The sequence below is a fragment of the Hymenobacter sp. B1770 genome, from assembly GCF_049896385.1.
Taxonomy (GTDB): Bacteria; Bacteroidota; Bacteroidia; order Cytophagales; family Hymenobacteraceae; genus Hymenobacter.
Genome location: NZ_JAFCUF010000006.1, coordinates 106,797 through 129,997 on the forward strand (window position 1 = coordinate 106,797; position 23,201 = coordinate 129,997).

Here is a 23,201-nt window from a genome sequence, read left to right on the forward strand (position 1 = left end):
TTGCGCCGTAGTTGGTGAACAAGCCAATTGTTAGTCCAACTAAAATGAAGCGGAGGTAACAGCGGTAGCTGTTGAAATCCAGGTATTCCTGTTGGCTAAAAACTCCGGATACAGCCCCTTTAGCACCTTTTCCGGCGTCATTGGCGCAGAGAAAGGCAGCTGCACCTCCGGCTGAAACGCCCGCACAGCGCCGCGCAGCGCGAAGTAGGTGCCGATGCCGTACATGAGCGGCGGCTCGCCCACGGCTTTGGACCGCAGGATGGCTTTGGGGTGGCCGGGCGTGTCAAGAAAGTGCACGTCGAGCACCTTGGGCGCGGCGTAGATGTCCGGGATTTTGTAGCTGTTGAGCGAGTTACTAAGCAGGCGGCCTTCTTCGTTGTAGGCAATTTCTTCCATGGTCATCCAGCCGATGCCCTGCACGGCGCCGCCTTCAATTTGCCCGCGGTCAATCACCTCGTTGAAGCTCTGGCCGAAATCGTGGGCAATGCGCATGGCGTCCACGGTGTAGGTGCCGCGCAGGCAGTCGACGGTGACGGTGGTGAAGGCCGTGCCGTAGACGTGGTAGGCAAAGGGGTGACCGGTATTCGTCGTGGCGTCGAAGTGCAGGTCGGGCGTGGCGTAATGCGCGTTTTCAGTGAGGCACACCCGCTTCCAAAAGGCGGAGGACACCAGCTTCTCCCAGTTGGTTTCGGTGGGAATGCCAGCCGCCAGCACTTCCTCCCCCTTTATTTCAATGCCTTCGTAGTTGAGCGTGTATTCTACTTCGGCGTGGCGCAGGAGCCGTTCGCGCAGGGCCGCGCAGGCCATTTCGGTGGCTTTGCCGTTGAGGTCGGCGGTGGCGCTCGCGGCGCTGGGGGAAGTGTTGGCCACGCGGGTGGTGTTGGTGCTTTCCACCTTCACGCGGTTGATGGAAATGCCCAGGGTGCGGGCCGCTACGCTGGCAATTTTGGTGTTCACGCCCTGGCCCATCTCCACCGCGCCGGTGCTGATGCCCACTGAGCCATCAGAGTAGATGTGCACCAGCGCCCGGGCCTGGTTCATGGGCGTTTTGGTGAAGGAAATGCCGAAACAGATGGGCATCACCGCAAAGCCTTTTTTGAACAGCTTGTTCTGTTGATTGAATTGCTCCACCTCAGCCCGCAAACTGGCCAAGTCATACTGCTGGGCGGCCGTGTCCCAGGCTTGCTCGGCGTGGCACATTTCGGCGGGCTGGCGGTAGGAAAACAAGTCGTTCTCGCGCAGCAAGTTTTTGCGCTGAATCTCGCAGGCAGGAATGCCTAATTCTTCTGCCGCTTTGGCAATGGCCGACTCAATGACAAACATGCCCTGCGGCCCGCCGAATCCCCGGAAGGCCGTGTTGGGCGGCAAGTTGGTGCGGCAGCTAAAAGCCGTAGCCGTCACATTGGGTACGAAGTAGGAGTTGGTGGCGTGGAACAGCGTGCGCTCCATCACGGCCGGCGAGAGGTCGGCGGCAGCGCCCGCGTTCTGAAAGAAGGTGACTTCGTAGGCTACGATTTTCAGGTGCTCATCGAAACCGATTTTGAAGTCGGACGAGTAGGGGTGGCGCTTGCCGGTCATGCGCATGTCGGCCATGCGGTCGAGCACCAGCTTCACTGGTTTCTTAGTCACAAAAGCCCCTAGAGCTGCCAAGGCCCCCCACGGTGTGGCCTGGTCCTCTTTGCCCCCAAAACCGCCACCGAGGCGGGTCACGTCGACCTCCACCCGGTGCATGCCCAGGCCCAGCACGTGCGCCGTGTGGCGCTGCACCGCCGTAGGCCCTTGGGTGGATGAGATAACGCGCACGCCGCCCATTTCGGTCGGGAAGGCATAAGCACCCTGCGTTTCGATGTACAAATGCTCCTGCCCACCCGACTCGGCTACGCCCTCAAACACATGCGCGCACGAGGCCCAGGCCGCTCCAGAATCACCTATTTTAAAGGTGCGTGGCGGCACAATCAGTTCGCCTTGCGCGGCAGCTACCCGCGGGTCGGTGATGATGGGCAGCGGGTCAAGCTCAACCTTGATGAGCTTGAGCGCGGCGTGCGCCTGGTGCTCATGGCGCGCTAACACCAGTGCCAGCGGCTGGCCCCTGAAATGCACATGGCCCTCGGCGAGCAGCGGCTCATCGGGCACAATGCCTCCGATTTGGTTGTAACCCGGAATGTCCTCGGCCGTGAGGATGCGCACCACGCCCGGCGCAGCCAGCGCCGCGCTCAAATCCAGGTTAAGCAGCTTGCCGTGCGCCAGCGGACTTTCAAACACGGCCGCGTACAATGTGCCCTGCTGGGTGGGCACGTCGTCGAGATACTGCGATTCGCCGCGCACGTGGCGTTGAGGGTCGAGGTGGTTCATGTAGTTGGCTGGCTAAGTAGCCGAATTATTCTTGGCCGTCATGCTTCGCTGCGCTCTGCATGACGGCCAATTTGATTCACTTAAATTAATTCGCCCAACGTCATCGACGGCGCAAACTTCAGAAAGTGCGCCAGCAGCAACTGCCGCAACAGCAGGCGCTTGTATTCGGCCGTGCCGCGCACGTCCGAAATCGGGCTGATTTCACCTTGCATTACCTCATTCGCTGCCGCCACCGTTTCGGCCGTCAGCTCGCGGCCCACCAGAAACTCGCTGGTGCGTGCCAGGTACAACGGCACGGGCCCCACGCCGCCGGCCGAAACCCGCGCCGCCTGAATGGAGTCGCCGTCCATGCGCAGCCAGGCCGCCGAGTTCACACTGGCAATGTCCAGGTGCGTGCGCTTCGACACTTTTTCAAAGTTGAAATGGTCGCGCGGAAAAGGAGTAGGAAAACTAATTTCCGTAACCTGCTCTTCGGGCGTTTTCGCCAGCTTTTTGTAGCCGAGGTAGAGGTCGGGCAGGGCCAGCTCCCGGGTATTTCCGGCGGGGTCGGCCAACGTGATGTAGGCGCCCAGCGCCAGGAACATAATGGTTAGGTCACCAATGGGGGAGGCGTTGATGAAGTTGCCTGCCACGGTGCCCATGTTCCGAATGGGGGTGCTCGAAACCAATTTGAGGTAATGCGGCAACTGCGGCAGCAAGTTGCACATCAGGTCCGACTCCAGCAGGTGACTGGCCGTGGTGGCAGCACCCAGCACCATCCGGCCGGCCACTCCCTGCCGGATGCCACGCTGCCCGGTTTGGTCAAATACCAAGCGCACAGACTGCTCGCGGAGCTCTTCGAGGCGTTGCACCAGCAGGTCGGTGCCACCGCCCAGCAGCGGATGCGCGAAAGCATTGGTGGCTCTGGACGTGTGGCCGTTCTGGCTTTGGGCGTGACCGCGGTGCGAGGTAGAAACAGCTGTTTCGTTGGATGCTGGTACTTCCGTCACTTCAGCCGCTTGAGTACCATTGTTTTTGGTCCGCAAGGCCGCCAGCTTGGCGGGCATCGCCTGGAAGTAAGCGGGCACGTACTGTTGCTCGCTGAGCCAGGCCACTGCATTCTGGGTGGGTCGGTTGGCCAGCTGCGCGGTGAGGGTGGCCGCGGCACGCTCCAACGATTTGTAGCCCGTGCAGCGGCAGATGTTGCCATCGATGGCCGCAATGGTGCTTTTCTCAGTGGCAGGCTTGTCACTCAGGCTGTGACCGGTGAGCGACATCACGAAGCCTACCGTGCAAAATCCGCACTGCGAGCCGCCTTCATCCACAATGGCTTTTTGCACCGGTGTAAGCTCGCCGGCTGCCGCGTTGATACCTTCCACCGTCACGATGTGCTTGCCGTGGGCGTTGCCCAGCGGCGTCAGGCAGCTGGTCATGCTCTGGTAATTCACCGTCTGGCCGTCGGCATTCAGCTCGCCTACTAGCACGGTGCAGGCGCCGCAGTCGCCCTCGCGGCAGCCAATTTTGGTGCCAGTCAGGTGCTCGTGGTAGCGCACAAAGTCGAGCAGCGCGCTGGCCTGTGGCTCGTTGGTGCTTACGGGCTGGTCGTTGAGATAAAACTCAATCATAAATTCAATTCATTTCAATACAATAAGCACGTCATGCTAAGCGCAGCCGAAGCATCTCTACCGCGTAAGTAATCCAATCATCGCAACGAAGCAGTAGAGATGCTTTGGCTGCGCTCAGCATGACGTGCTTTTGAGCTTAATGCCGCTCGTTTATTAGTAATCCGTTCGCCCCTCTTTCCGTTCCCAGGCCTGAAAGCCAGCCAAGGCTTCCTCGCGCAGCAGCTGCGTCATGGGCAGGCGGCGGGCGTCCATGGGGCGGTCCAGCTCTTCGTAGATAAACTGGTCGTCGAAGCCAATGGCGGCGGCATCGGCCTTGGTGTTGCCGTAGAACACGCGCCGGGGGCGCGCCCAGTAAATGGCACCCAGGCACATGGGGCAAGGCTCGCAGCTGGTATAAAGGTCGCAGCCATCGAGCTGAAACGTGCCGAGTTCCTTGCAGGCTTTGCGAATGGCATCAACTTCGGCGTGGCAGGTAGGGTCGTGGGTGCTGGTGACCTGGTTGAAGCCGCGGGCGATGATTTGGCCGTCTTTCACCACCACTGCCCCAAATGGCCCGCCGTGCCCGGCCTGCATTTTCTCAATGGACAGGCGAATGGCTTCGCGCATGAATTCGGGGTTGGGAGCTTCCATTAATATTTGGATGGTGGCGGTACAAGAATTCATTCAAAAAAACGGGCGACAAAGGACGCCACTCCGCCCCACATCTGGCCTAACTGCGGTAAGTCGGTCCCGAAAACAGTCTTCGCCAAGTTCCAACTGCTTTCAGCCTAAGATCTTAATTAAATAAGTTAGGAAGGCGCAGCTGGAAGCCCAGGGAGGGCACCACCGTGACGCCGCTGAAGGAGGTACTGGCGCCGTTGAGCAAAGCAAACTCCCCATAATTCTGGTAGAAAAGCGACACGGCCGGAATTACATAGAAATACCGATAGCCCAGCTTCAGGTTCAGAAAGCCGCCGTAGGAAGAAAAGTCCCGGCTTTGATTGGGCAGGGCCGGTATTACCTGCCTGTTGAGGTACACGTTGTTGGGGGCAAAGCCGTAGTTTACCCAGCTGTGCGCATACACCACGCCGTAGCTGATGGCACCAATCTGTTCTTCGGGTCCGAAGGACTGGCTGAAGATGAGCGGTATTAACAGGTCGTTGCGCGTGGCTCGTAAGTTCAGCACCGAGTTGATATCCGAGAGAAAGGGCAGGCTGGGCAATTTGGCCCGTTGGGTGGCAAACTGCAGGCCGATGCTGGCATACGTAGTGCCCGATGTGGCTCCCGGGCCCGGATTTTCGGGTGAGCCAGTGGGGCCCAGCAGCTGGAACTGCGCATCGAATACGTGCGAACCAAACGCGTATTTATAGCCTGCGTCGATGCGCGGAACGATGCCGTAGCGGATGCTCAAGTCGGACGTGGCCTGCACCGGGTCCAGGATATAGGCCAGCGCAGCGGCCTGCAGGTTGGTGACGGCACCGCCGTAGCCCACGGTGTCTTTGCGAGCGGCCGCGCTGGCAGCGTCCCGCAGGGCCGAGCCGGCTTTGCTGAGCGGGGCCGTAGCCACGTTGAATCCCGCGTTGTAGCCCACTCGGAATTCGCCCTGGGGCGTGACTTTGCCCGTGGCCACAATGGCACGGGGGGCGGTGCAGGAAGTAGCCAGCAGGAGGGAGGCAGCCGCCAGAAGGCCGGCCGGACGCCGAAAGAAAAAGCGTAGGAAGAGGTTATTCATAACAGCAAAGGTTAGCGGTGTGCGGCTAAAAACGAAAACCCGGCCGAAACAGCTATGCCAACCACCAACCGAAACCAGAATCTTGTTCGCCCGCATTTGCGCTGGCTCACCACTGCTAAGCAAGCCTGGGCGGAAGAACTGCCCGGCTCATAAGCTGAACCCATGGCGGAATTTCGGTTATTTGCTCCCCAAACCTAATGTAAACCCCCGCTGGCTTACCGCGCCCCAGCAACTTCCCGGCAATTCAAATGAACATCCTCTACGGAGTGCCCGGCGAGGGCTTAGGCCACGCCACCCGCAGTAAAGTCGTTATTGCTCATTTGCTGGCGCAGGGGCACCAAGTATGTGTAGTGAGCAGCAGCCGGGCCTACCACATGCTGGCGGCCGCGTTTCCGGGCAGGGTGCACGAAATTCGGGGCTTCCACCTGGCCTACCGGGGTCTGGCCGTGAGCAAGGCCCGCACCGCTGTGCTCACCCTGCGCACCGCACCCGACGACCTGCGCACCAACTTCGCTAAATACCGGGAATTGCTCTGCGATTTCGAGCCTGAATTAATTATTTCCGATTTCGAATCGTTTAGTTATCTGTTTGCTAAAATGCGACGATTGCCCATAATTAGCATTGATAACATGCAGATTATCAGTAGAGCAAAATTAGATGTAACAGTGCCTAAATCGGAGCGGGGTAATTATAATCTGGCTCAAAATATTGTGCGCGCCAAGCTGCCACGCAGTCGCCATTACTTCGTTACTACGTTTTTTAATTTACCCCTCCGCAAGCCCAATACCACCTTGGTGCCCCCTATCATTCGGCCCGAGGTTCTGGCCGCCATGCCCACGAAAGGCAGCCACGTACTGGTGTACCAATCGGCCACCACGCAGCAAAACCTGGTGTCGCTGCTGCAACAGCTGCCCAACCAGGAGTTCCGCGTGTACGGCTTCAACAAAGAAGAAAGCCACGGCAACGTGCAGCTGCGGGCCTTCTCCGAAGCCGGCTTTATTGCCGATTTGGCTAGCTGCCGCGCCGTGGTCACCAACGGCGGCTTCTCACTGATTTCGGAGGCGGTGTTTCTACGCAAGCCCATTTGCGCCATCCCAATTCCGGCGCAGTTTGAGCAGTGGCTCAACGCCGCTGAAGTAGAGCAGATGGGCTACGGCCGGCACTTTACCACCATCACGGCCGATAACTTGCGCGCGTTTCTCTACGAGTTGGCCGGTTTTGAAAATGTCCTGTCTGGTTATCAGCAAGACGGCAATCAGGAGCTGTTTGCCAAGCTAGATGAGGAGTTGGCGTTGCTAGCTACGAAAACTGAAAAAATGCCCCTCCTCAGTTGAGGAGGGAGATGTTCGAGCCACAGGTTCGCACGGGGGTGGTTAAAGTCGTTGCAGGATAGACAAACGATTTTACCGCGAGCCGTTCTGCCATCGTGCAACGCCGCAACCACCCCAGCTGCCGCTGCGCGCCAGCATCCCCTCCTCGTCTGAGGAGGGGAGTTTGCCCTTTTCCTCTCATCCCCTCAGCTTCCTGAATGACCCATTCCCTTCGCCTGTTGCCGCTGCTGCTCCTGCTGGCTGCCTGTGCCCGCACTCCCCGCCCCAGCGCTGACCAGGCCAATAAGTACCACGACGCTACCATGCGGCAGATTGGCACGGCGCAGGATGAGCGCAACACCGCCGCGCTGCTGCCCTTTCTGACCAGTGCCAACCCCACCTACCGGCGCGAGGCTGCGCTGGCTTTTGCCTCGGTGCAGGCCCCGGCGGCCGTGCCGGGCCTGATTCCGCTGTTACGCGACGCCGACCCCAGCGTGCGACGTGCGGCTGCCTATGCCCTGGGCCAAACCGGTGACAGCACCGCCGTGGACAGCCTGCGCGTGCGCACCCTTCTGGAAACCGATAACGTGGTGCGACGCTACGTGCACGAGGCCCTAGGTCGCACCGTTACGCGGAGCAGCCTGCCTGAGCTGTGGCGGGTTGAAATCCTGAACGATACGGCCCGGGCCGCGGCCTTGGCCTGGGGACTAAGCCGGGCCGCTCTGCGCGGCCTTAGCTCGCCCGAGAGCATTCGCCGGACCGTGCTGGTGCTCAGCAAGCCCAAGTTGCCGGCCCGAGCCCGGCTCTTGGCGGTAGTGGCCTTGTCGCGCACGCGCGGCCTCGACGCCGACCTGGCACGGCTGGCACAGGAAACCTTGCTGGCGGTGGCGGTGAAAGACCGGTCTTATGCCGTACGAGCCGCCGCGGCGTCCACGCTGGGCAAAATTGCGAGCCTGCCCGCACCTGTCGTCGCCCTGAAGGCTCCAAAGGCTCCGGCTAGGGCGTCGGCGGCCAAACCGGTGGTTGGCCCGGCCACTGTGCTGGCCCGCTTGGCGGTTAAGGACCGCGACTATCGGGTGCGGCTTAGTGCCATTCGCGCCTTGCCTTTTGCAGCCGCAGCCTACCCCGCCAGCCGCAAAGCCGTGGTGTACGCCCTGAGCCACGACCAGGCAGCGGTAGCGCTGACGGCGGCCGAATGGATGCTGGCTCACGCCCAAAACGAGTCGGCCGCTGCGCTGCTGGCCCTGGCCAATAAAATCGATGGTCCCACGCATTGGCGGGCCCGCTACACGCTGCAGGCGGCGGCCATCCGCGCGGCCAGCCCCGCCGATAAAGCGGCCATCAGCGCTGCTGCCTACCACGATGGGCAGTGGCATCAGAAAAAACATTCCGATTACGAAATTGGGTACCAGCTCCAGGCCCTGGGCGAGAACCCCAGCAAGGCCAGCTACCTACTCATTACAGAGGCAATGAGTGCGCACCCTCAAAGTCCGGTAGTGGCCGGGCACGGCTACGCGGCCATTCTGGCCATGTGGCGTAATCCTGCTTTTCCGAAGGAAGAGCATGGTAATTTCGATTCCTTAATGCGCCAGGCCCTGGCCAGTGGGGACGTAGCCCTGATTGGCATTGCCGCCGAAGCCATGGCCGATGCCAAGCTATATCCCGAAGCCTCGCCCGCCAATCGTGCGGCCCTCCGCGAGGCCCAGGCCAAGCTGCAGCTTCCCCGCGAAATAGAGGCCTGGCAGGGCATTCAGCAAGCACTGGATAAACTCGAAAAGGCCCCAGCGCCCACGCCGGCGCCCATTGCCACGGCCCGCCAGCACCCCATCGACTGGGCGGTGGTGCAAAGCGTGCCGCTCCGCCAGCAGGTGCGCCTGCGCACCTCCAAAGGCATTATTCTGCTGGAGTTAAAGCCTAACGAAGCTCCCGGCGCAGTGGCCAGCTTCGTAACGCTCATCAGCCAAAAGTTCTACGACAACCTGTATTTCCACCGCGTAGTCCCCAACTTCGTGGCCCAGGGCGGCGACCCGCGTGGCGATGGCAACGGCAGCGCGCCCTACAACCTGCGGTCCGAGTTTGGCGACCTGCACTACGAGGAAGGCAGCGTGGGGCTTGCCTCGGCCGGCAAAGACACGGAGAGCTGCCAGTTCTTCATCAATCACACCGCGACCCCGCACCTCGATGGCCGTTACCCCATTTTTGCCCAGGTAGTGGGTGGCCTTGACGTGGTGCATAAGCTCGAAATTGGCGACCAGATTTTGGGCGTAGAGTTGGTGAAAACGCCGTGATTTAGAGTTCAGTGTGCGCGAGGCCCACCTCGTTAAAACTTAACAGCCCTGCCCACCAACTCAGCGGCAAGCAGTGCTTGGGTCCATAAACACTGCAGCAACAGGCGACTGAATAAAGAAGGACGTCATAGGATGCCTGAATAAGCTTCCTATGACGTCCTGATAAATTTAAAGCTACTGCTCTACGAAGTCATTATTCCTCGTCGCGCCCATGCACTTGTGCTGGGGGCGAAGTGGCCTCCACAGCCGAAAAGCTCTCCAAAATCTTATAGGTGTGCTCGGCGCCTTTGGGCACTACCCACGAGTTGCCCGGCTCCAGGATAACTACTTGGCCAGCCAGGTGCAGCTCGGCGCGGCCACTGAGTACGTAGCCCACGGTTTCGTAAGCACGGGCCGCCGATTCTTTGGGCTCGCCGGGCTGCTCGTTCTCCCACATGCGCATGGCTACATGCTTGCCGGAAGCCAAATACTTTTCGCCGTCTTGGCCTTTGGGCGAGAAGCGTGAATCAACTTTGGTGATGGTGGTATCTGACATGGTATTAATTGGAAAGAAAGGAAAGAAGAGTTTTCTTGCCCGGATTATAACTGGAAAGTCACAACCCGGTACGTAAGCTAAACGGCTGATTTGCCCCAGTCGTTGTCCCTTCTGTTCGAAACCTTCGGCCGCGCAGCCGGTTGCATTCCTCAGTTCTTACCACCCCTTTTTTTCTGTCGCCGTGCTTCCTTCTTCCTTTGCTGACGACCTGGCCCGGGCCCATGCCTCCGTGCCCGATGCGTTGCCCGGTGCCGCCTTCTGTGCCCTGGCCGATGGGCTGCTTGCGCTGCTTTTCCCGCAACGCGCCGAGCGCCCCCTGCCCACCATCGATGCCGTTGCGGCCGAGCTCTACCACTTTCGGTCCGAGCTGGCAGCGCTGCTGGCTCTAGTGCCCTCCCTGCCGGCACCTGCACCGGCTCTAGCCGATGAGTTTACGGCCCAGCTACCCGCCCTGCGCACGGCCCTGCTACGCGACGCCAGCGCCATTCTAGCCGGCGACCCTGCCGCCCAGGGCCTGGGCGAAATCATTACCTCCTACCCGGGGTTTTATGCCACGGCGCTGCACCGGTTGGCGCATGCCCTGCACCAGCGCGGCTTGCCCCGCCTCCCGCGTCTGTTGAGCGAATACGCGCACCAGCGCACCGGCATCGACATTCACCCCGGAGCGCAAATCGGTGCTTCATTTTGCATCGACCACGGCACGGGCATTGTTATCGGCGAAACGGCCATTATCGGGGCCAACGTGCAGATTTATCAAGGCGTGACCCTGGGCGCCCTCAGCGTGACCAAAGGCTTGCAGGGCACCAAGCGCCATCCTACCATCGAAGACCATGTGGTCATATATGCCGGCGCTACTATATTGGGCGGCAGTACGGTAGTTGGAACCCGCAGCATCATCGGCGGCAACGTGTGGCTCACCGAAAGCGTACCCTCGCACTCCCGCGTCTACCACCGCGCCCACATCCAGATTTCCCGCAACGTAGACCCAGCCGCTGAGCTGGTGTTTTCTATTTAAAGGCAAGGAATAAATCAGGAATTTGGTGACTGATGGTATTCCCATTCGCCAAATCATTGTTCCACTGATTTGCTAACTCGCTAAATCACAAATTCACTTATCGACCCAATGAAAGCCAATACCATCCTCGATACCATCGGCAACACCCCGCTGGTGCGCCTCAACCGAATTTTTGCTGAAACCCGCCCTGACGTAGAAGTATGGGTGAAGCTGGAACGGGCCAATCCCGGCGGCTCCATTAAGGACCGGATTGCCTTGTCCATGATTGTGCAGGCCGAGAAGGACGGTATACTTACCAAAGACAGCCTTATTGTAGAGCCCACTTCCGGCAACACCGGCGTAGGCCTGGCCCTGGTGGCCGCCGTAAAAGGCTACAAGCTCACCCTTGTAATGCCCGAAAGCATGAGCATCGAGCGCCGTCGCCTGATGGCGGCCTACGGCGCCAATCTGGAGCTTACACCTCGTGAGAAAGGCATGAAAGGCGCCATCGAGCGCGCCCAGGACATTGTGGCCAGCACCCCCGGTGCCTGGATGCCGATGCAGTTTTCAAACCCCGCCAACCTGCAAATCCACGCCGAAACCACGGCCCAGGAAATTCTGCGCGATGCGCCCGAAGGCTTCGATTTTCACATCACCGGGGTGGGCACGGGGGGACATATCACTGCCGTAACCGAGGTGCTCAAGCCCCTATTCCCCAACATGAAAACCTTCGCCGTAGAGCCGGAGGCCTCGCCCGTTATCAGCGGCGGCGCGCCCGGGCCGCACCCCATCCAGGGCATCGGCGCCGGCTTCATCCCCGAAAACCTGCACACCAACATCCTCGACGGCACCATCCAGGTATCGCACCTGGAAGCCTACGACATGACCCGGCGCGCCGCCCGCGAGGAAGGCCTGTTCATCGGGGTTTCCTCCGGGGCCTCGCTGGCGGCCATTGCCAAAAAGCTACCCGAAGTGCCCAAAGGCAGCCGCATCCTGACCTTCTGCTACGACACTGGCGAGCGGTACCTCTCAGTTGAGGGGCTGTTCGTTTAGCCTAGCCCAGAGAACAACAAAAAGCCCGACCAGGAAACTGGTCGGGCTTTTTGTTATCACATCTTCAGTGGAGAATATCGGAGTCGAACCGATGACCTCTTGCATGCCATGCAAGCGCTCTAGCCAGCTGAGCTAATCCCCCGAGTTTGTGGTTGCCGCCGCGCCTATTGCGCTTTGGTTCGACAAAAGTACGGCTGGTTTGCGGTTTGGCAAGTGTACAGCGCAGTTTTTTTGGGATAAGCGCGCAAGACCCAAGAAATCAGCCACAAAAAAGAGGGCCGGAAGCAATTCCGGCCCTCTTCCAGGCTACGCCAAGCAAGAAAGCTTAATTGAAGATGTAGCGAATGCCTACCTGGGCCTGCCAACGCGAGCTAATAGCGCCTACGTTGTCGCGGAAGGTCTGACTCAGAGGAACCCCGGGGTTAACCACTGCGGGGGTAGTACCTATGGCCGGAGTAGCAATGCTCTGGTTTGTTAGGTAAGGAAACGTGAAAGCAGGCTGGCCCTGCGTGGTATAACCAGCAAAGGTCAAGGGGTTGGCGCGGTTGGTCGCTTTCAATGTTCCCCAGTTCGAGTTAAAAAAGTTGCCTACGTTGAACATGTCGAGGCTCAACTGCAACGTGTTGCGGTTTTCGCCTATGTTCTGGAACAGGTCCTGAATCAACTTCAAGTCTACTTGATGCAGCCACGGAAACTCGGCGCCGTTGCGCTCCGCGTACTCACCGCGGCGGTTCCTGAGGTATTTGTCTTGGTTGATGTAAGCATCGAAGGCTGCGTACTGCTGGTCGGCCGTGTACACCCCACCGCCTTGTGCTGCAGAGAAGGTGATGTCGCGCAGCACGATGTCTTGGCGGTTGCGTGGGATGTACATCAGGTCATTGCCTGTTTGGGCATCGCCGTTCATGTCGCCATTGTACACGTAGCTGAAGCGGCCGGCCGGGGCCCCGGTGTAGAATACCGACAACGATGTCGCGAGTCGGCCAATGTATTCGCGGCGGTAGGAGGCCACGGCAACAATGCGGTGACGCTGCAGGAAGCTGGAGTAGCTCAACGCCTCGGCATTGGGGTCGCCCGATACCTGCCGGTCACGCCAGATGGATTGGGCAATTGAGCCACCGTCGTTCACCGACTTGGCGTCGGTGTAAGTATAAGCTAAGCTGGCAAACAGCCCGCTGCTGAACGATTTCTGGAGCTGGGCGGTGAGAGCATAGGAATAACCGCGGTTTGTATTCCGCATCACGATGGCGTCCGAAATGTTGGGCCGTGCGGCTGTGTTGCCGTTTTGTAAGTTATTTGGGTTAGGATTCGGAGCTGGTACGAAACCGTAGATGCGGTTATTGGCCGTGGTGTTTACCAAGCCGGTGCCGGCGCCGGTTTGCGGCGCACCGAAGGTGTAGAAGATGGGTCGCTGGTCAGGCCCGCTGGCACGATTGACGGGGCTTTCTTCCGAACCCGGAAGGTTCACATTCTGGTGATACACCGAATTGAGGTCCCTTGTGTAAAAACCTTCAAGCGTGCCAATAATGCCGCCGGGCAGCTGTTGGTCCACGGCCACGTTGGTGCGCCAGACCTGCGGATACTTAAAGTCGCGCGCCGTAACGGCGAGGTTGTAAGCAGTGTTGGAAGTTGCTGGCCCAGCAATGGGGCCGTTGGGGTTGCCAGGCACGTAATATTGAGGGTCGGGATTGAATCGGCTAAACGTGGTAGTAATACCGGTCGCGGCGTTGTTGGCAAAGTTGGAGCCAAAGAGAACCCCGTTATTGCTGGCCTGATTCGACAGCCACACAAAGGGCACACGCCCAGTAAACACGCCCGTACCACCGCGGAGCTGTGTCAGTTTGTTGTCGTCAACGTCCCAGTTGAAGCCAATGCGGGGCGAGAAAAGCACCGTCCGCTTAGGCAGCTCGCCCGTGTTGATACGCTCCCCATTGCGAAAGGTCAGCGCTGCCGCAGCCGTGTTCTGGCCCACGTTCGATTCTACTACTGGCAGGTCACCGCGCAAGCCTACGGTGAGGCGCAAGTTGCTGATAGGAGAGTACTCATCCTGGACGTAGAGGCCAAACTGAGCGGCATTGATTTCAGCAAATGGGAACTGACCAGTGGCGTTGGCGGGGTACTGGTTCTGGAACTGCGTGGGATTGGCACGCGCATCGCCGGGAGCCAGTGGCGTTAGCGTGTTGCCAGCGCGGTTGTAAGCAAAGCCGGTGTTGCTATAAAAGTCTTCCAGCGAATTGAAGCGGTAGAAGCTGTTGAGGTTTGGCGCGAAGCCGTTACGAAACTTGTAGTATTCGTTGTAGGTACCTACCGTTACGTTGTGCTTGCCCAAGTAGGCTGTGAAGTTGTCGCCAAACTGATACACGTCCGTATTAAGCAGGTTGTTGGCAGTGAAAGGCTCGTAGCCAAATACTGTCAATGTAGCGTTGGGGGTTTGGGTACCAGTGGCACCGGACAGGCCCACACCGTTGCCAATCTCCACGAACGGAAACGCTGATGAGGTAGTAGCGCGGAAGTCGCGGAAGGCAGTGTAGCCAGCTGTCAGGTTGTTGGAAAAGCGCGACCCGAACGTGCTGTTCAGTTCGGCGATGTAAGAGTCAAGGTTGTTGTTGATTTCGTAGTAAGCCGCTAGGAAAGGCAGGCCGAAGGCCGTGCCCTGGCGGCCCGTAGCAGCTTGGTTAGTGAGGCTGCCGCTGTTGCTAGGCGGAATGTCGGCTAGTGAACGCAACAGGTTGTACTTCACATTGAAGCGGTGATTGGCGTTGATGTTCCAATCGAGCTTTACTGTTAGCTTGTCGCTATTCTGGCGCTGGCTGAAACTTTGGTAAGGTCCCGTAGTGTAGTTATAATTCGTGCTCAAGAAATTACTCAACGTATTGAGTTGACCTTCGCTGACCTGCGAGATGCTGGTGCCATTGGCTGGCCGGCCTTCGCCGCTGGCCATGAAATTGCCCGACGGTGGGTCGGTGCGACGCTCGCGTTCCCCACTTACGAAGAAGAACAGCTTGTCCTTGATGATCGGGCCACCAACACGGCCGCCGAAGTTGCGTAAGCGGAAATCAGTAACGGTGACACTTTGGTTTCCTACCTCACGACCCAGAAAATACTTGCTCTCGTTGCGGTTGAAAAAATAAACCGAGCCACTGAAGCGGTTGGTGCCCGAACGGGTAACGGCGTTGATGCCGGCGCCCGTAAACGAACCTTGGCGTACGTCGAAGGGTGCGATGCTCACCTGAATTTGCTCGATGGCATCAATTGAAATAGGCTGGGCGCCCGTCTGGCCGCCTACCGTGTTGCTAAGGCCAAAGGCATTGTTAAAAATAGCCCCGTCGACTGTGAAGTTATTGAAAGCGCCGCTTCGACCACCAAAACCCAAGCCGTTGGCCTGAGGCGTGAGGCGGGTGAAATCGGCGAACGAGCGGTTCAGGGTTGGGAGACGCTCAATTTGCTCACGCTGCACAGTGGTAGCAGCACCGGTGCGGCCAGCGTTCATAATGGGGTCCTGGCGGCCACTAACCACGACTTCGCTCAATTGGGTCGAGGTGTCGTTGAGCTTTATGTCAACCCGTTCGTTTTGGCCCAGGGCTAGGTTGATGCTTTCGCGGGTGACGTCCTTGTAGCCGACGAACGTAACGCGGACGGTATAAGGCCCACCCACGCGCATGTTCTGAATGTTGAAGCGCCCGTCGGAGTTGGTCGGTGCCACGTACTGCGTATTGGTGGGCGTGTGGACGGCGATGACGGTAGCCCCGGGCAGGCCCTCTCCCTTGCTATCCGTAATAACCCCGCTCATAGCTGCTGTAGTAGCACCTTGACTCCAGCCTAAACGGGCAGAAAGGACCATAAGTGCCAGCAAGAATATGTGGCGCCAGTATAGGGTATTCATATACTAAAAAGGCTGAGTGAAAATGGTGAGAGTGAGAAAAATCAGTACAAATGTAAGAGCAGTTGAGGCGGCTCGCATTACATGTATATTAATTGAATAGCTCCTTATAAACCGACGGTTCATTGGACACAGAGCAAAAAAAAGGGCAGGAATAAATCCTGCCCTTCTTTGGCTAAATCAACTCATTAAGATTAGTTGAATGTGTAGCGGACGCCTAATTGACCCTGCCACCGCGAGAAGAACGGAGCAATGTCGTATGCCCGACCCCTGGTTGCATTTGCAACGGGAAACGAGAAGGTCGGCTGTACGCCAGGACCTGTCGACTCAGCACGTAGCAACTCAAAGGCGTTATTGGACAGCGTGTACTGGTGACCCCAGTCCCTGTTCAACAGGTTGCCGAGATTCTGTACGTCAAACGTTAATTGAATGGTGTTTTTCTTGCCGCCAGCTTGGAAGTTGATGTCCTGAGCAACACGCAGGTCAATCTGATGAGTCCAGGGCATGCGGCCTGCAAAACGCTCTACTACTTGACCACGACGCGAACGCAGGTAAGGGTCGTTTTCAATGAAAGCATTAAGCTGGTCCTTAATTTGGTCGAGGGTGCGGGTGTCGGAACTGCCGCTCGTCGTCAGCTTGATTTGACTTTCGTCGTATACGTTCGTTGGCACGTACACTAAGTCGTTGCCTTGGTTACCATCACGATTCAAATCCGAATTCTGACCTACAATGTAGGTAATAGGCTGGCCGCCGCGGCCTTCGTAGAACAAACTGAAGGTAGTAGCCAGCGCGTCGCCTGCGTAGCGTAGCGTATAGCCAGAGCTAGCAATTACACGGTGACGCTGGTCGTTACGTGAGAAACCTAGCTCAGGGTTGTTCGGGTCAAAGGCAACTTGGTTAAAGCCGAAGTTCGACGAAGCCGTGCTGCTCGAACCGCTGTTAATTTCCTTCGATACACCGTAAGTATAGGCAGCCGTGGTGTTCAAGCCATTAGCAAAGTTTTTTTGCAACTGAAAGGTAGCGTTGTAACGGTAGCCTTTGTTGGTGTTGTCAAGTAGGTAAACGTTAGTGTAGCTGGGGTCAACGCGGCGCAATGCAGTGGTAGCAGCGTATACCGGACGCTGGTCCGGACCCGCCAAACGGCCTACGGGAGCCGTTAGGTTAATATCCCTATAGTAGATGTCGTTGAGTGTCTTAGAATAGATACCCTCTACCGTCGCTAAGACGTCACCGGGAAGACGGAAGTCAACAGCCAAGTTGGTACGCCATACCTGTGGCAGTCGGAAGTCGTCACGCACGAGGTTGATTTGGGTAGTTCTGACAGGGGTATACGAGGTAGGTATCTGAGCTGGGTCACTTTGTACAGGTAACGTAGGCGAACCAAATTGGTCTACCGAGCCCTGAATCAGGCCGCTGTTAGTATAGCTATTCGAAATCCATACAAATGGCACTCGGCCGGTGAAGACACCGGTACCACCGCGCACCTGTACTTTGGCATCGTTGTTTACGTCCCAGTTGAATCCCAGACGGGGCGAGAACAGCAACTGGCCATTAGGCGTGTTGCTGGTTTTATACTCGCTGCCGAACCGCTCAGTAACCCCAGCATTGTAGCCGGGCTTGTCAAGGAACACTGGGATATCAACCCGCAGACCGTAGGTGAGGCGCAAGTTAGAAATAGGTGTATATTCATCTTGAGCATAAAAGCCCAATTGAGCTGCTTTGAAGGTAGCTTCTCCGTTGTTGGCAGTAGGGTAGCTCGCCTGAACGCGGGTACTGCGGCCTTCCTCGAAGTTCTGAATGCCGGTGCGGAAACCTGTTGTACCTGCTGTACCAGTAGGACCGAATAGGTAGTAGCCTTGGCCGTTGTTCAGGAACAGGTTGCGGAATTTAAAGCCTTCGTTATGAGTGCCGATAGTAATCGTGTGCTTGCCGAACGACTTGGTCAGGTTGTCAGTAAACTCAACGATGTCTTGGTCAAGCGCGTTGCCAAATGAGCTACGTTCCTGGCCGAGGCTGTAGGTGACACCACCATCCGAAATCTGATAAGCCGGGCTTGTGGCACCATAGATGTCACGGAAGTCACGAATAGCTGTGTAAGTCAGAATCAACTTGTTTGAAAAACCGCCATTAAAGCGGGAGTTCAATTCAGCAACAGTGCTGTTCGTCGTGTTGTTGATGCGGTAGGCATTGTTGCTGAAGCGAACCGATGCCGCGCCGCGTGAGATGTTATCATCAAACGCCTTTACGTAATTGTGACGTAGGGTAAGCGTGCTATTGTCAGAGATGTTGAGGTCCAAACGACCAAAAATCTTGTTGCTTTCTGTACGAGCTATAATATCACCAAAGCTACCTGGGTCATAGCCACCATAAAGGCCGCCCTCGCTGGTAGGCCTACGGGCAATGGCTGCAATACGCTCTAGGTTGGCAACACTTACACGTGAGTCGCTGGCGCCAGGCGAGAAGCCTAAGGGAGTGCTATTGCGCGCTATTTCTGCATTCAGGAAAAAGAACAACTTGTCCTTAATAACTGGACCACCAACCCGAAAGCCAGTTTGGTAATTATAAAATTCCTCTGCTTTAGTACGGGGCTCAGTTACGCTCTTGCCAATGGTATTCTGATTGCGACCAAAGCCATAAATTGAAGCCGATAAATCGTTTGAGCCTGAACGGGTGATAGCATTTACACCAGCGCCGGTGAAGTTGCCCAGCGTTACATCGTAGGGGGCCAATACAACCTGAATCTGGTCGATGGCATCAAGTGCGATGGGATTAGTACCTGCTTGGCCACCGGGAGTACCCGAGCCAGCAAGGCCAAACACGTCGTTGTTTACCGCGCCGTCGATTGTAATGTTGTTATAGCGGTTGTTAGCACCACCAAACGAGGAACTGCCGCCGCCCGATGCCTGCGGAGTGAGGCGAGTGAAGTCAGTTAGGTTACGGTTGAGGGTTGGTAACTGGTTAATCTGCTCACGGCTCACATTCGTGGCAGCACCAGTGCGGCCCGCGTTAATGTTCTGGTCTGCACGGCCGCTCACTACTACTTCATTTAGCTGGGTAGTAGCGTCGTTTAGCTGCACATCAATTCGCTGGTTCTGGCCTAGCGACAGCGTAATGTTGTCGCGGTTGACGTCTTGATAACCAACAAAAGTTACTTTCATAGTGTACGGACCACCTACCCGCATCCCCTGGATGTTGAAGCGACCATCCGCATTGGTTGGGGCTACGTATTGAGTGTTGGTAGGGGTATGCACTGCAATAACTGTAGCGCCCGGCAGCCCTTCCCCTTTACTGTCAGTGATTGTCCCACTCATTGCCGCCGTAGTAGCGCCCTGGCTCCAGCCCAGGTGGGAGGTAAAGAGCATTAACGCCAACAACAACAAGTGGCGTAAACGTAAATTATTCATACAAAAAAGGTTGGTGGAAATTAAAATGCTTGTTGAAAAGCGGGACAAAGGTAAGGCTTGTTGAGAGAGCCTTACATTAAGGTAAATTTACCATTTACCGAGTGGGGCACAGTGGACCTATTAAACCGCAAAGGTACTAGCTATTTTTACAATTGGGGCCGAATTGCTCGAATAAAACGACTTAAGTAATAGTCAGATTCTAAGCTGTTTTCTACCACTCCCAGAGAGGTCGAGGCATGAATAAAGTCCACGCCTTCATCATCTACCACGGTCACGAGGCCTACATGGGTGATGGTACGGCTGCCGGGCGAGGCCCCAAAAAAAACCAAATCGCCAGGACGCAAGTCCGTGGTCCGCACGGGAATACCCCAAACAGCCTGCTCGTTAGAAGAGCGCGGAATGCTAACGCCAGCCTCGCCAAATGAAAGCTGCAGCAGGCCCGAGCAGTCGAGGCCCAAGCGGGTGGTGCCGCCGTAGCGGTAAGGAGTGCCTTGATAGGAGCGGGCTGTCTCAATCACCGAGGCTAGGGTGCCGGTGGCGTTGCCTTTGCGAAGGGGCCTTTTGGTTACAACCTTCGTTCGGGCGCCGCTGGGAGCAGTGCGTATGGTTTTGGATTTGCCCGTGGGGCGGCTACTGGAGTAGCGGCCCGCTTTTTTCAGGCGTACCATCTCGCGGGCCGAACGGTACTTGCCGTCGCGGTAATTTAGCTTGCGGTTGCAGCTGGCTAGCATGAGCAAAGTCAGCAGCAGCACCGGTAGTATCTTCGTTGTCACCCTCCCCATTGGCCGCAAATATAGTTTGTGCGGCTTGTTCAGTTTAACCGCCGATGAATTTTAACGCTCTCACCCCCGAATTAATTGTCGCGTTTGAGGCCATAGTGGGCCCCTCGCACGTCATCACCGCCCAGCGGGCCGAAGCCGATGTGTACGCCGATTATGGCCGCGACCACACCGAAGACCTGCACTATGCCCCCGATGTGGTGCTGCGCCCGGCTGATGCCGACGAAATCAGCCAGATTATGCGTCTGTGCCACGAGAACCGCATTCCCGTCACGCCCCGCGGCGCTGGCACGGGCCTGAGCGGTGGGGCCCTGCCCATCCACAACGGAGTGTTGCTGAGCACCGAGCGGCTTAATAAAATCGTCCAGATTGACGAGCGCAACCTGCAGGCCACCGTAGAACCCGGGGTGGTGAACGAAGCCTTCCAAAATGCCGTGAAAGAAGTAGGGCTTTTTTACCCGCCCGACCCGGCCAGCAAAGGCAGCTGCTTCCTGGGTGGCAACCTGGCCCACAGCAGCGGCGGCCCCAAGGCCGTGAAATACGGCACCACCCGCGACTATGTCCTCAACCTGCAGGTGGTATTGCCCACCGGCGAAATCATTTGGACGGCGGCCAATACCCTCAAAAACTCTACCGGCTACAACCTCACCCAGCTTATGGTGGGCTCGGAAGGTACCTTGGGCATCATCACCAAAGTCGTTTTCCGGCTGCTGCCCTTTCCCCAGCAGAACATTCTCATGCTGGTGCCCTTCCGGCAGGAAGAGCAGGCCGCCGAGGCTGTTTCGGCCGTATTCCGGGCCGGCATCATTCCATCTGGGATGGAGTTTATGGAGCGCGAGGCCATTGCCTGGTCCTCCGACTATCTCAAAATTCCACTCGCACTGCCCGATGATATCACGGCTCACTTGCTCATTGAGCTCGACGGCCAGGACCTGGACCAACTCTATAAGGAAGCTGAGCAAGTATATGGCGTGCTCGAGAATTACGACGTGGGCGAAATCCTCTTGGCCGACAACGCCACACAAAAGGATGAGCTCTGGAAAATCCGCCGCAACATTGGCAATTCGGTCCGCTATAACTCTGTGTATAAAGAAGAGGACACCGTGGTTCCCCGGGCTGAATTGCCTAAGCTGTTGAAGGGGGTGAAAGAAATCGGTGCTCGCTACGGTTTCAAGAGCGTGTGCTACGGCCACGCCGGCGACGGCAATCTGCACGTGAACATCATCCGCGGCAACATCGACGACGAAACCTGGAACGTTGGCCTGCGCAAGCCTATCTCCGAAATATTTGAGCTATGCGTGAAGCTGGGCGGCACCATTTCGGGCGAGCACGGTATTGGGCTGGTTCAGAAAGGCTATATCGGCATTGCCCTGGCTGAGACCAACCTCAATCTGATGCGGGGGATTAAAGCCGTGTTTGACCCGCACGGCATTCTGAATCCGGGGAAGATATTTTAACTTTTCTGGTCCTAGCAGGCGCTTCACTCCCGGCCAGGCACGTCCATTCGCTGGAGGATAAAGGAACCCTGACGAACTAATCAGAAATAAGAAAGCCCCACTGCAAATAAGCAGTGGGGCTTTCTGCTGGATAAGGTGCTCGGTAGGGAAAGGCTTCGATGCAAGCGGCTGCGGTGTTATCTACGCCACCACTGTCGGCAGCATCTTCGGTACCACTCGTTTCTTGCTAGCCTGCTCATACGCGTAGCCAAGCGCCAGCAGCTGTCCTTCCTGATAAGCTGGGCCCACGAATGAGATTCCCACGGGCAGCCCCAATACTGCCCCCATGGGCACGGTTAGGTGCGGGTAGCCGGCCATGGCTGCGGGCGACGAAAAGCTTACTCCCGTCGAGTAGTCGCCATTCACCCAATCGATGCACCACGCCGGGCCGTTGGTGATGCCCACAATGGCCGTGAGCTTATTATCCCGAAGTATCCCATCCAACGCTTTGCGCGATTCCGATACCGACTTCTGCACAGCCGCCTTGTATTTAGCGCTATTCAATCCGTCCGTTTTTTCGGCGTCAATCAGTATCTCTTGCCCGAAAAAAGGCATCGTTTCAGCGGCATGAGCATTATTGAAAGCAATGACGTCGGCAAGGTTGCGCACTTCGGCTCCTGCGGTTGCAAGATATTTATTCACACCTTCTTTAAATTCATAAAGCAACACGTCGAATTCAGCGTCGCCCAATGGATTGGTCTTTTTTACGAGGTCGACTTCCACAATAGTGGCGCCCTTGGCCTTGAGTACCGCAATGGCCTCTTTAAACAATGCAGCCACCGCTGGCGGCCCGTTAAGGTGTGCTTTTTCAACTCCAAGGCGCTGGCCAGTTAAGGCGTCCGCTTTCAGAAACGTGGTGTAGTCCGCCGGAACAGGAGAGGAGTTCGGCAGTTTTGCCGGGTCAGCTGGGTCAGGGCCAGTCAGTGCTCCCAGGAGAATGGCGGCATCGCGCACTGTGCGGGCCATGGGGCCGGCCGTGTCCTGCGTGCTCGAAATGGGAATGATGCCGCTCCGGCTCAGCAGGCCCACGGTGGGCTTGAGGCCCACCAGCGAACTGCACGACGCGGGCGACACCACCGAGCCGTCGGTTTCGGTGCCAATGGCAATGGCACACAGGTTGGCGGCCACCGCCACGCCCGAGCCAGAGCTCGAGCCGCTGGTAGAACGGTCAAGAACATAGGAGTTGCGGCTTTGGTGGCCCCGGCTGCTCCAACCACTCACCGAGCGCGTGGAGCGGAAGTTGGCCCACTCGCTTAGATTCGTTTTGCCCAATAGCACTGCGCCAGCGGCTCGCAGCTTTTGCACAATGAAGGCATCTTGCTTGGCCTTATGCCCGAGTAGTGCCAAACTCCCGGCTGTGGTCATCATCTGGTCGCCGCTGTCGATGTTGTCCTTAATCAGCACCGGAATACCATGTAGGGGGCCGCGCACCTTGCCGGCTTTGCGCTCTTGGTCCAGCTTGTCGGCAATGGCCAAGGCATCGGGGTTGGTTTCGATAACGGCACGTAGCATGGGGCCTTGTTCGTTAAGGGCCTTGATACGGTCCAGGTATTTCTCGCAGAGGCTGCGGGCGGTTTCGGTGCCTTTGGCCATCCGGTCCTGCAACTCGGACACGGTGGCTTCGTGCAGGGCGAATGAATCAGTGTTCGTAGCGCCAGCAGTCGCTTGGGCACCTCCGTCTGTCTCGGCATTGGGTTTATCGGCCGTTGACTGGCAAGCAGCGACCGGAATAAGTGCAACGGTTAGAGCGGCGCGGGTGCCGTGATTCAGAAAGTGACGACGGTCCATAAAAATTAGC

At 57.5% G+C, this 23,201-nt stretch carries 14 protein-coding genes and 1 tRNA gene; 5 read left to right on the forward strand and 10 right to left on the reverse strand.

What is annotated here, in order from left to right; genetic code table 11:
• Window positions 1-39 precede the first annotated feature (39 nt).
• The 4 genes from ACP7AJ_RS13400 to ACP7AJ_RS13415 all read right to left on the reverse strand — a co-directional run bounded on the left by ACP7AJ_RS13400 (window position 40) and on the right by ACP7AJ_RS13415 (window position 5,667).
• Complete coding sequence (locus tag ACP7AJ_RS13400) at window positions 40-2,352, reverse strand: xanthine dehydrogenase molybdopterin binding subunit (RefSeq protein WP_426060717.1); 2,313 nt, start codon at window positions 2,350-2,352, stop codon at window positions 40-42.
• 80 nt (window positions 2,353-2,432) lie between these two features.
• Window positions 2,433-3,956, reverse strand: coding sequence for an FAD binding domain-containing protein (locus ACP7AJ_RS13405; RefSeq protein ID WP_426060718.1), 1,524 nt, complete (start codon window positions 3,954-3,956; stop codon window positions 2,433-2,435).
• Between the two features lie 153 nt (window positions 3,957-4,109).
• On the reverse strand, window positions 4,110-4,619 hold the full coding sequence (locus tag ACP7AJ_RS13410) for a nucleoside deaminase (protein ID WP_426060719.1): 510 nt from the start codon (window positions 4,617-4,619) through the stop codon (window positions 4,110-4,112).
• 112 nt (window positions 4,620-4,731) lie between these two features.
• Window positions 4,732-5,667: a hypothetical protein gene (locus ACP7AJ_RS13415; RefSeq protein WP_426060720.1), complete on the reverse strand. Its 936-nt coding sequence runs from the start codon at window positions 5,665-5,667 to the stop codon at window positions 4,732-4,734.
• A 248-nt stretch (window positions 5,668-5,915) separates the two neighbouring features.
• Here ACP7AJ_RS13415 and ACP7AJ_RS13420 point away from each other — a divergent pair, with 248 nt between their 5' ends.
• Together ACP7AJ_RS13420 and ACP7AJ_RS13425 are read left to right on the forward strand one after the other, a co-directional pair.
• Window positions 5,916-7,001: an MJ1255/VC2487 family glycosyltransferase gene (locus tag ACP7AJ_RS13420; RefSeq protein ID WP_426060721.1), complete on the forward strand. Its 1,086-nt coding sequence runs from the start codon at window positions 5,916-5,918 to the stop codon at window positions 6,999-7,001.
• 194 nt (window positions 7,002-7,195) lie between these two features.
• Complete coding sequence (locus ACP7AJ_RS13425; protein ID WP_426060722.1) at window positions 7,196-9,265, forward strand: peptidylprolyl isomerase; 2,070 nt, start codon at window positions 7,196-7,198, stop codon at window positions 9,263-9,265.
• Window positions 9,266-9,458: 193 nt separating this feature from the next.
• On the opposite strand, the gene ACP7AJ_RS13430 is transcribed toward ACP7AJ_RS13425, so the two are convergent.
• Window positions 9,459-9,800 carry a cupin domain-containing protein gene (locus ACP7AJ_RS13430; protein WP_426060723.1) on the reverse strand — a complete coding sequence of 114 codons (342 nt, stop codon included), beginning with the start codon at window positions 9,798-9,800 and terminating at the stop codon, window positions 9,459-9,461.
• A 181-nt stretch (window positions 9,801-9,981) separates the two neighbouring features.
• On the opposite strand from ACP7AJ_RS13430, the gene ACP7AJ_RS13435 reads away from it, so the two are divergent.
• Both ACP7AJ_RS13435 and cysK read left to right on the forward strand, forming a co-directional pair.
• Complete coding sequence (locus ACP7AJ_RS13435) at window positions 9,982-10,815, forward strand: serine O-acetyltransferase (RefSeq protein ID WP_426060724.1); 834 nt, start codon at window positions 9,982-9,984, stop codon at window positions 10,813-10,815.
• A gap of 108 nt (window positions 10,816-10,923) precedes the next feature.
• The gene (gene cysK / locus ACP7AJ_RS13440) at window positions 10,924-11,847 is read left to right on the forward strand and encodes a cysteine synthase A (protein WP_426060725.1); all 924 of its coding nucleotides are present in this window, start codon (window positions 10,924-10,926) and stop codon (window positions 11,845-11,847) included.
• Window positions 11,848-11,915: 68 nt separating this feature from the next.
• Here the strand turns inward: cysK and ACP7AJ_RS13445 are convergent.
• The 4 genes from ACP7AJ_RS13445 to ACP7AJ_RS13460 all read right to left on the reverse strand — a co-directional run bounded on the left by ACP7AJ_RS13445 (window position 11,916) and on the right by ACP7AJ_RS13460 (window position 19,901).
• Window positions 11,916-11,989: transfer RNA gene (locus tag ACP7AJ_RS13445), tRNA-Ala, on the reverse strand.
• Between the two features lie 183 nt (window positions 11,990-12,172).
• The gene (locus ACP7AJ_RS13450) at window positions 12,173-15,634 is read right to left on the reverse strand and encodes a carboxypeptidase regulatory-like domain-containing protein (RefSeq protein ID WP_426060726.1); all 3,462 of its coding nucleotides are present in this window, start codon (window positions 15,632-15,634) and stop codon (window positions 12,173-12,175) included.
• 284 nt (window positions 15,635-15,918) lie between these two features.
• Window positions 15,919-19,128: a TonB-dependent receptor gene (locus ACP7AJ_RS13455; protein ID WP_426060727.1), complete on the reverse strand. Its 3,210-nt coding sequence runs from the start codon at window positions 19,126-19,128 to the stop codon at window positions 15,919-15,921.
• Window positions 19,129-19,274: 146 nt separating this feature from the next.
• Window positions 19,275-19,901 (reverse strand): C40 family peptidase, encoded by a 627-nt coding sequence (locus ACP7AJ_RS13460; protein WP_426060728.1) that lies wholly within the window; start codon window positions 19,899-19,901, stop codon window positions 19,275-19,277.
• 53 nt (window positions 19,902-19,954) lie between these two features.
• Here ACP7AJ_RS13460 and ACP7AJ_RS13465 point away from each other — a divergent pair, with 53 nt between their 5' ends.
• Window positions 19,955-21,364 (forward strand): FAD-binding oxidoreductase, encoded by a 1,410-nt coding sequence (locus ACP7AJ_RS13465; RefSeq protein ID WP_426060729.1) that lies wholly within the window; start codon window positions 19,955-19,957, stop codon window positions 21,362-21,364.
• Window positions 21,365-21,544: 180 nt separating this feature from the next.
• Here ACP7AJ_RS13465 and ACP7AJ_RS13470 read toward each other — a convergent pair whose 3' ends face one another.
• Window positions 21,545-23,191, reverse strand: coding sequence for an amidase (locus ACP7AJ_RS13470; protein ID WP_426060730.1), 1,647 nt, complete (start codon window positions 23,189-23,191; stop codon window positions 21,545-21,547).
• Window positions 23,192-23,201 lie beyond the last annotated feature (10 nt).

Excerpts from the sequence above, each read along its gene's own strand:
- ACP7AJ_RS13400 (WP_426060717.1), bottom strand. The coding sequence starts at position 2,352 with ATGAACCACCTCGACCCTCAACGCCACGTGCGCGGCGAATCGCAGTAT.
- ACP7AJ_RS13405 (WP_426060718.1), bottom strand. The coding sequence starts at position 3,956 with ATGATTGAGTTTTATCTCAACGACCAGCCCGTAAGCACCAACGAGCCA.
- ACP7AJ_RS13410 (WP_426060719.1), bottom strand. The coding sequence starts at position 4,619 with ATGAATTCTTGTACCGCCACCATCCAAATATTAATGGAAGCTCCCAAC.
- ACP7AJ_RS13415 (WP_426060720.1), bottom strand. The coding sequence starts at position 5,667 with ATGAATAACCTCTTCCTACGCTTTTTCTTTCGGCGTCCGGCCGGCCTT.
- ACP7AJ_RS13420 (WP_426060721.1), top strand. The coding sequence starts at position 5,916 with ATGAACATCCTCTACGGAGTGCCCGGCGAGGGCTTAGGCCACGCCACC.
- ACP7AJ_RS13425 (WP_426060722.1), top strand. The coding sequence starts at position 7,196 with ATGACCCATTCCCTTCGCCTGTTGCCGCTGCTGCTCCTGCTGGCTGCC.
- ACP7AJ_RS13430 (WP_426060723.1), bottom strand. The coding sequence starts at position 9,800 with ATGTCAGATACCACCATCACCAAAGTTGATTCACGCTTCTCGCCCAAA.
- cysK (WP_426060725.1), top strand. The coding sequence starts at position 10,924 with ATGAAAGCCAATACCATCCTCGATACCATCGGCAACACCCCGCTGGTG.
- ACP7AJ_RS13450 (WP_426060726.1), bottom strand. The coding sequence starts at position 15,634 with ATGAGCGGGGTTATTACGGATAGCAAGGGAGAGGGCCTGCCCGGGGCT.
- ACP7AJ_RS13455 (WP_426060727.1), bottom strand. The coding sequence starts at position 19,128 with ATGAATAATTTACGTTTACGCCACTTGTTGTTGTTGGCGTTAATGCTC.
- ACP7AJ_RS13465 (WP_426060729.1), top strand. The coding sequence starts at position 19,955 with ATGAATTTTAACGCTCTCACCCCCGAATTAATTGTCGCGTTTGAGGCC.
- ACP7AJ_RS13470 (WP_426060730.1), bottom strand. The coding sequence starts at position 23,191 with ATGGACCGTCGTCACTTTCTGAATCACGGCACCCGCGCCGCTCTAACC.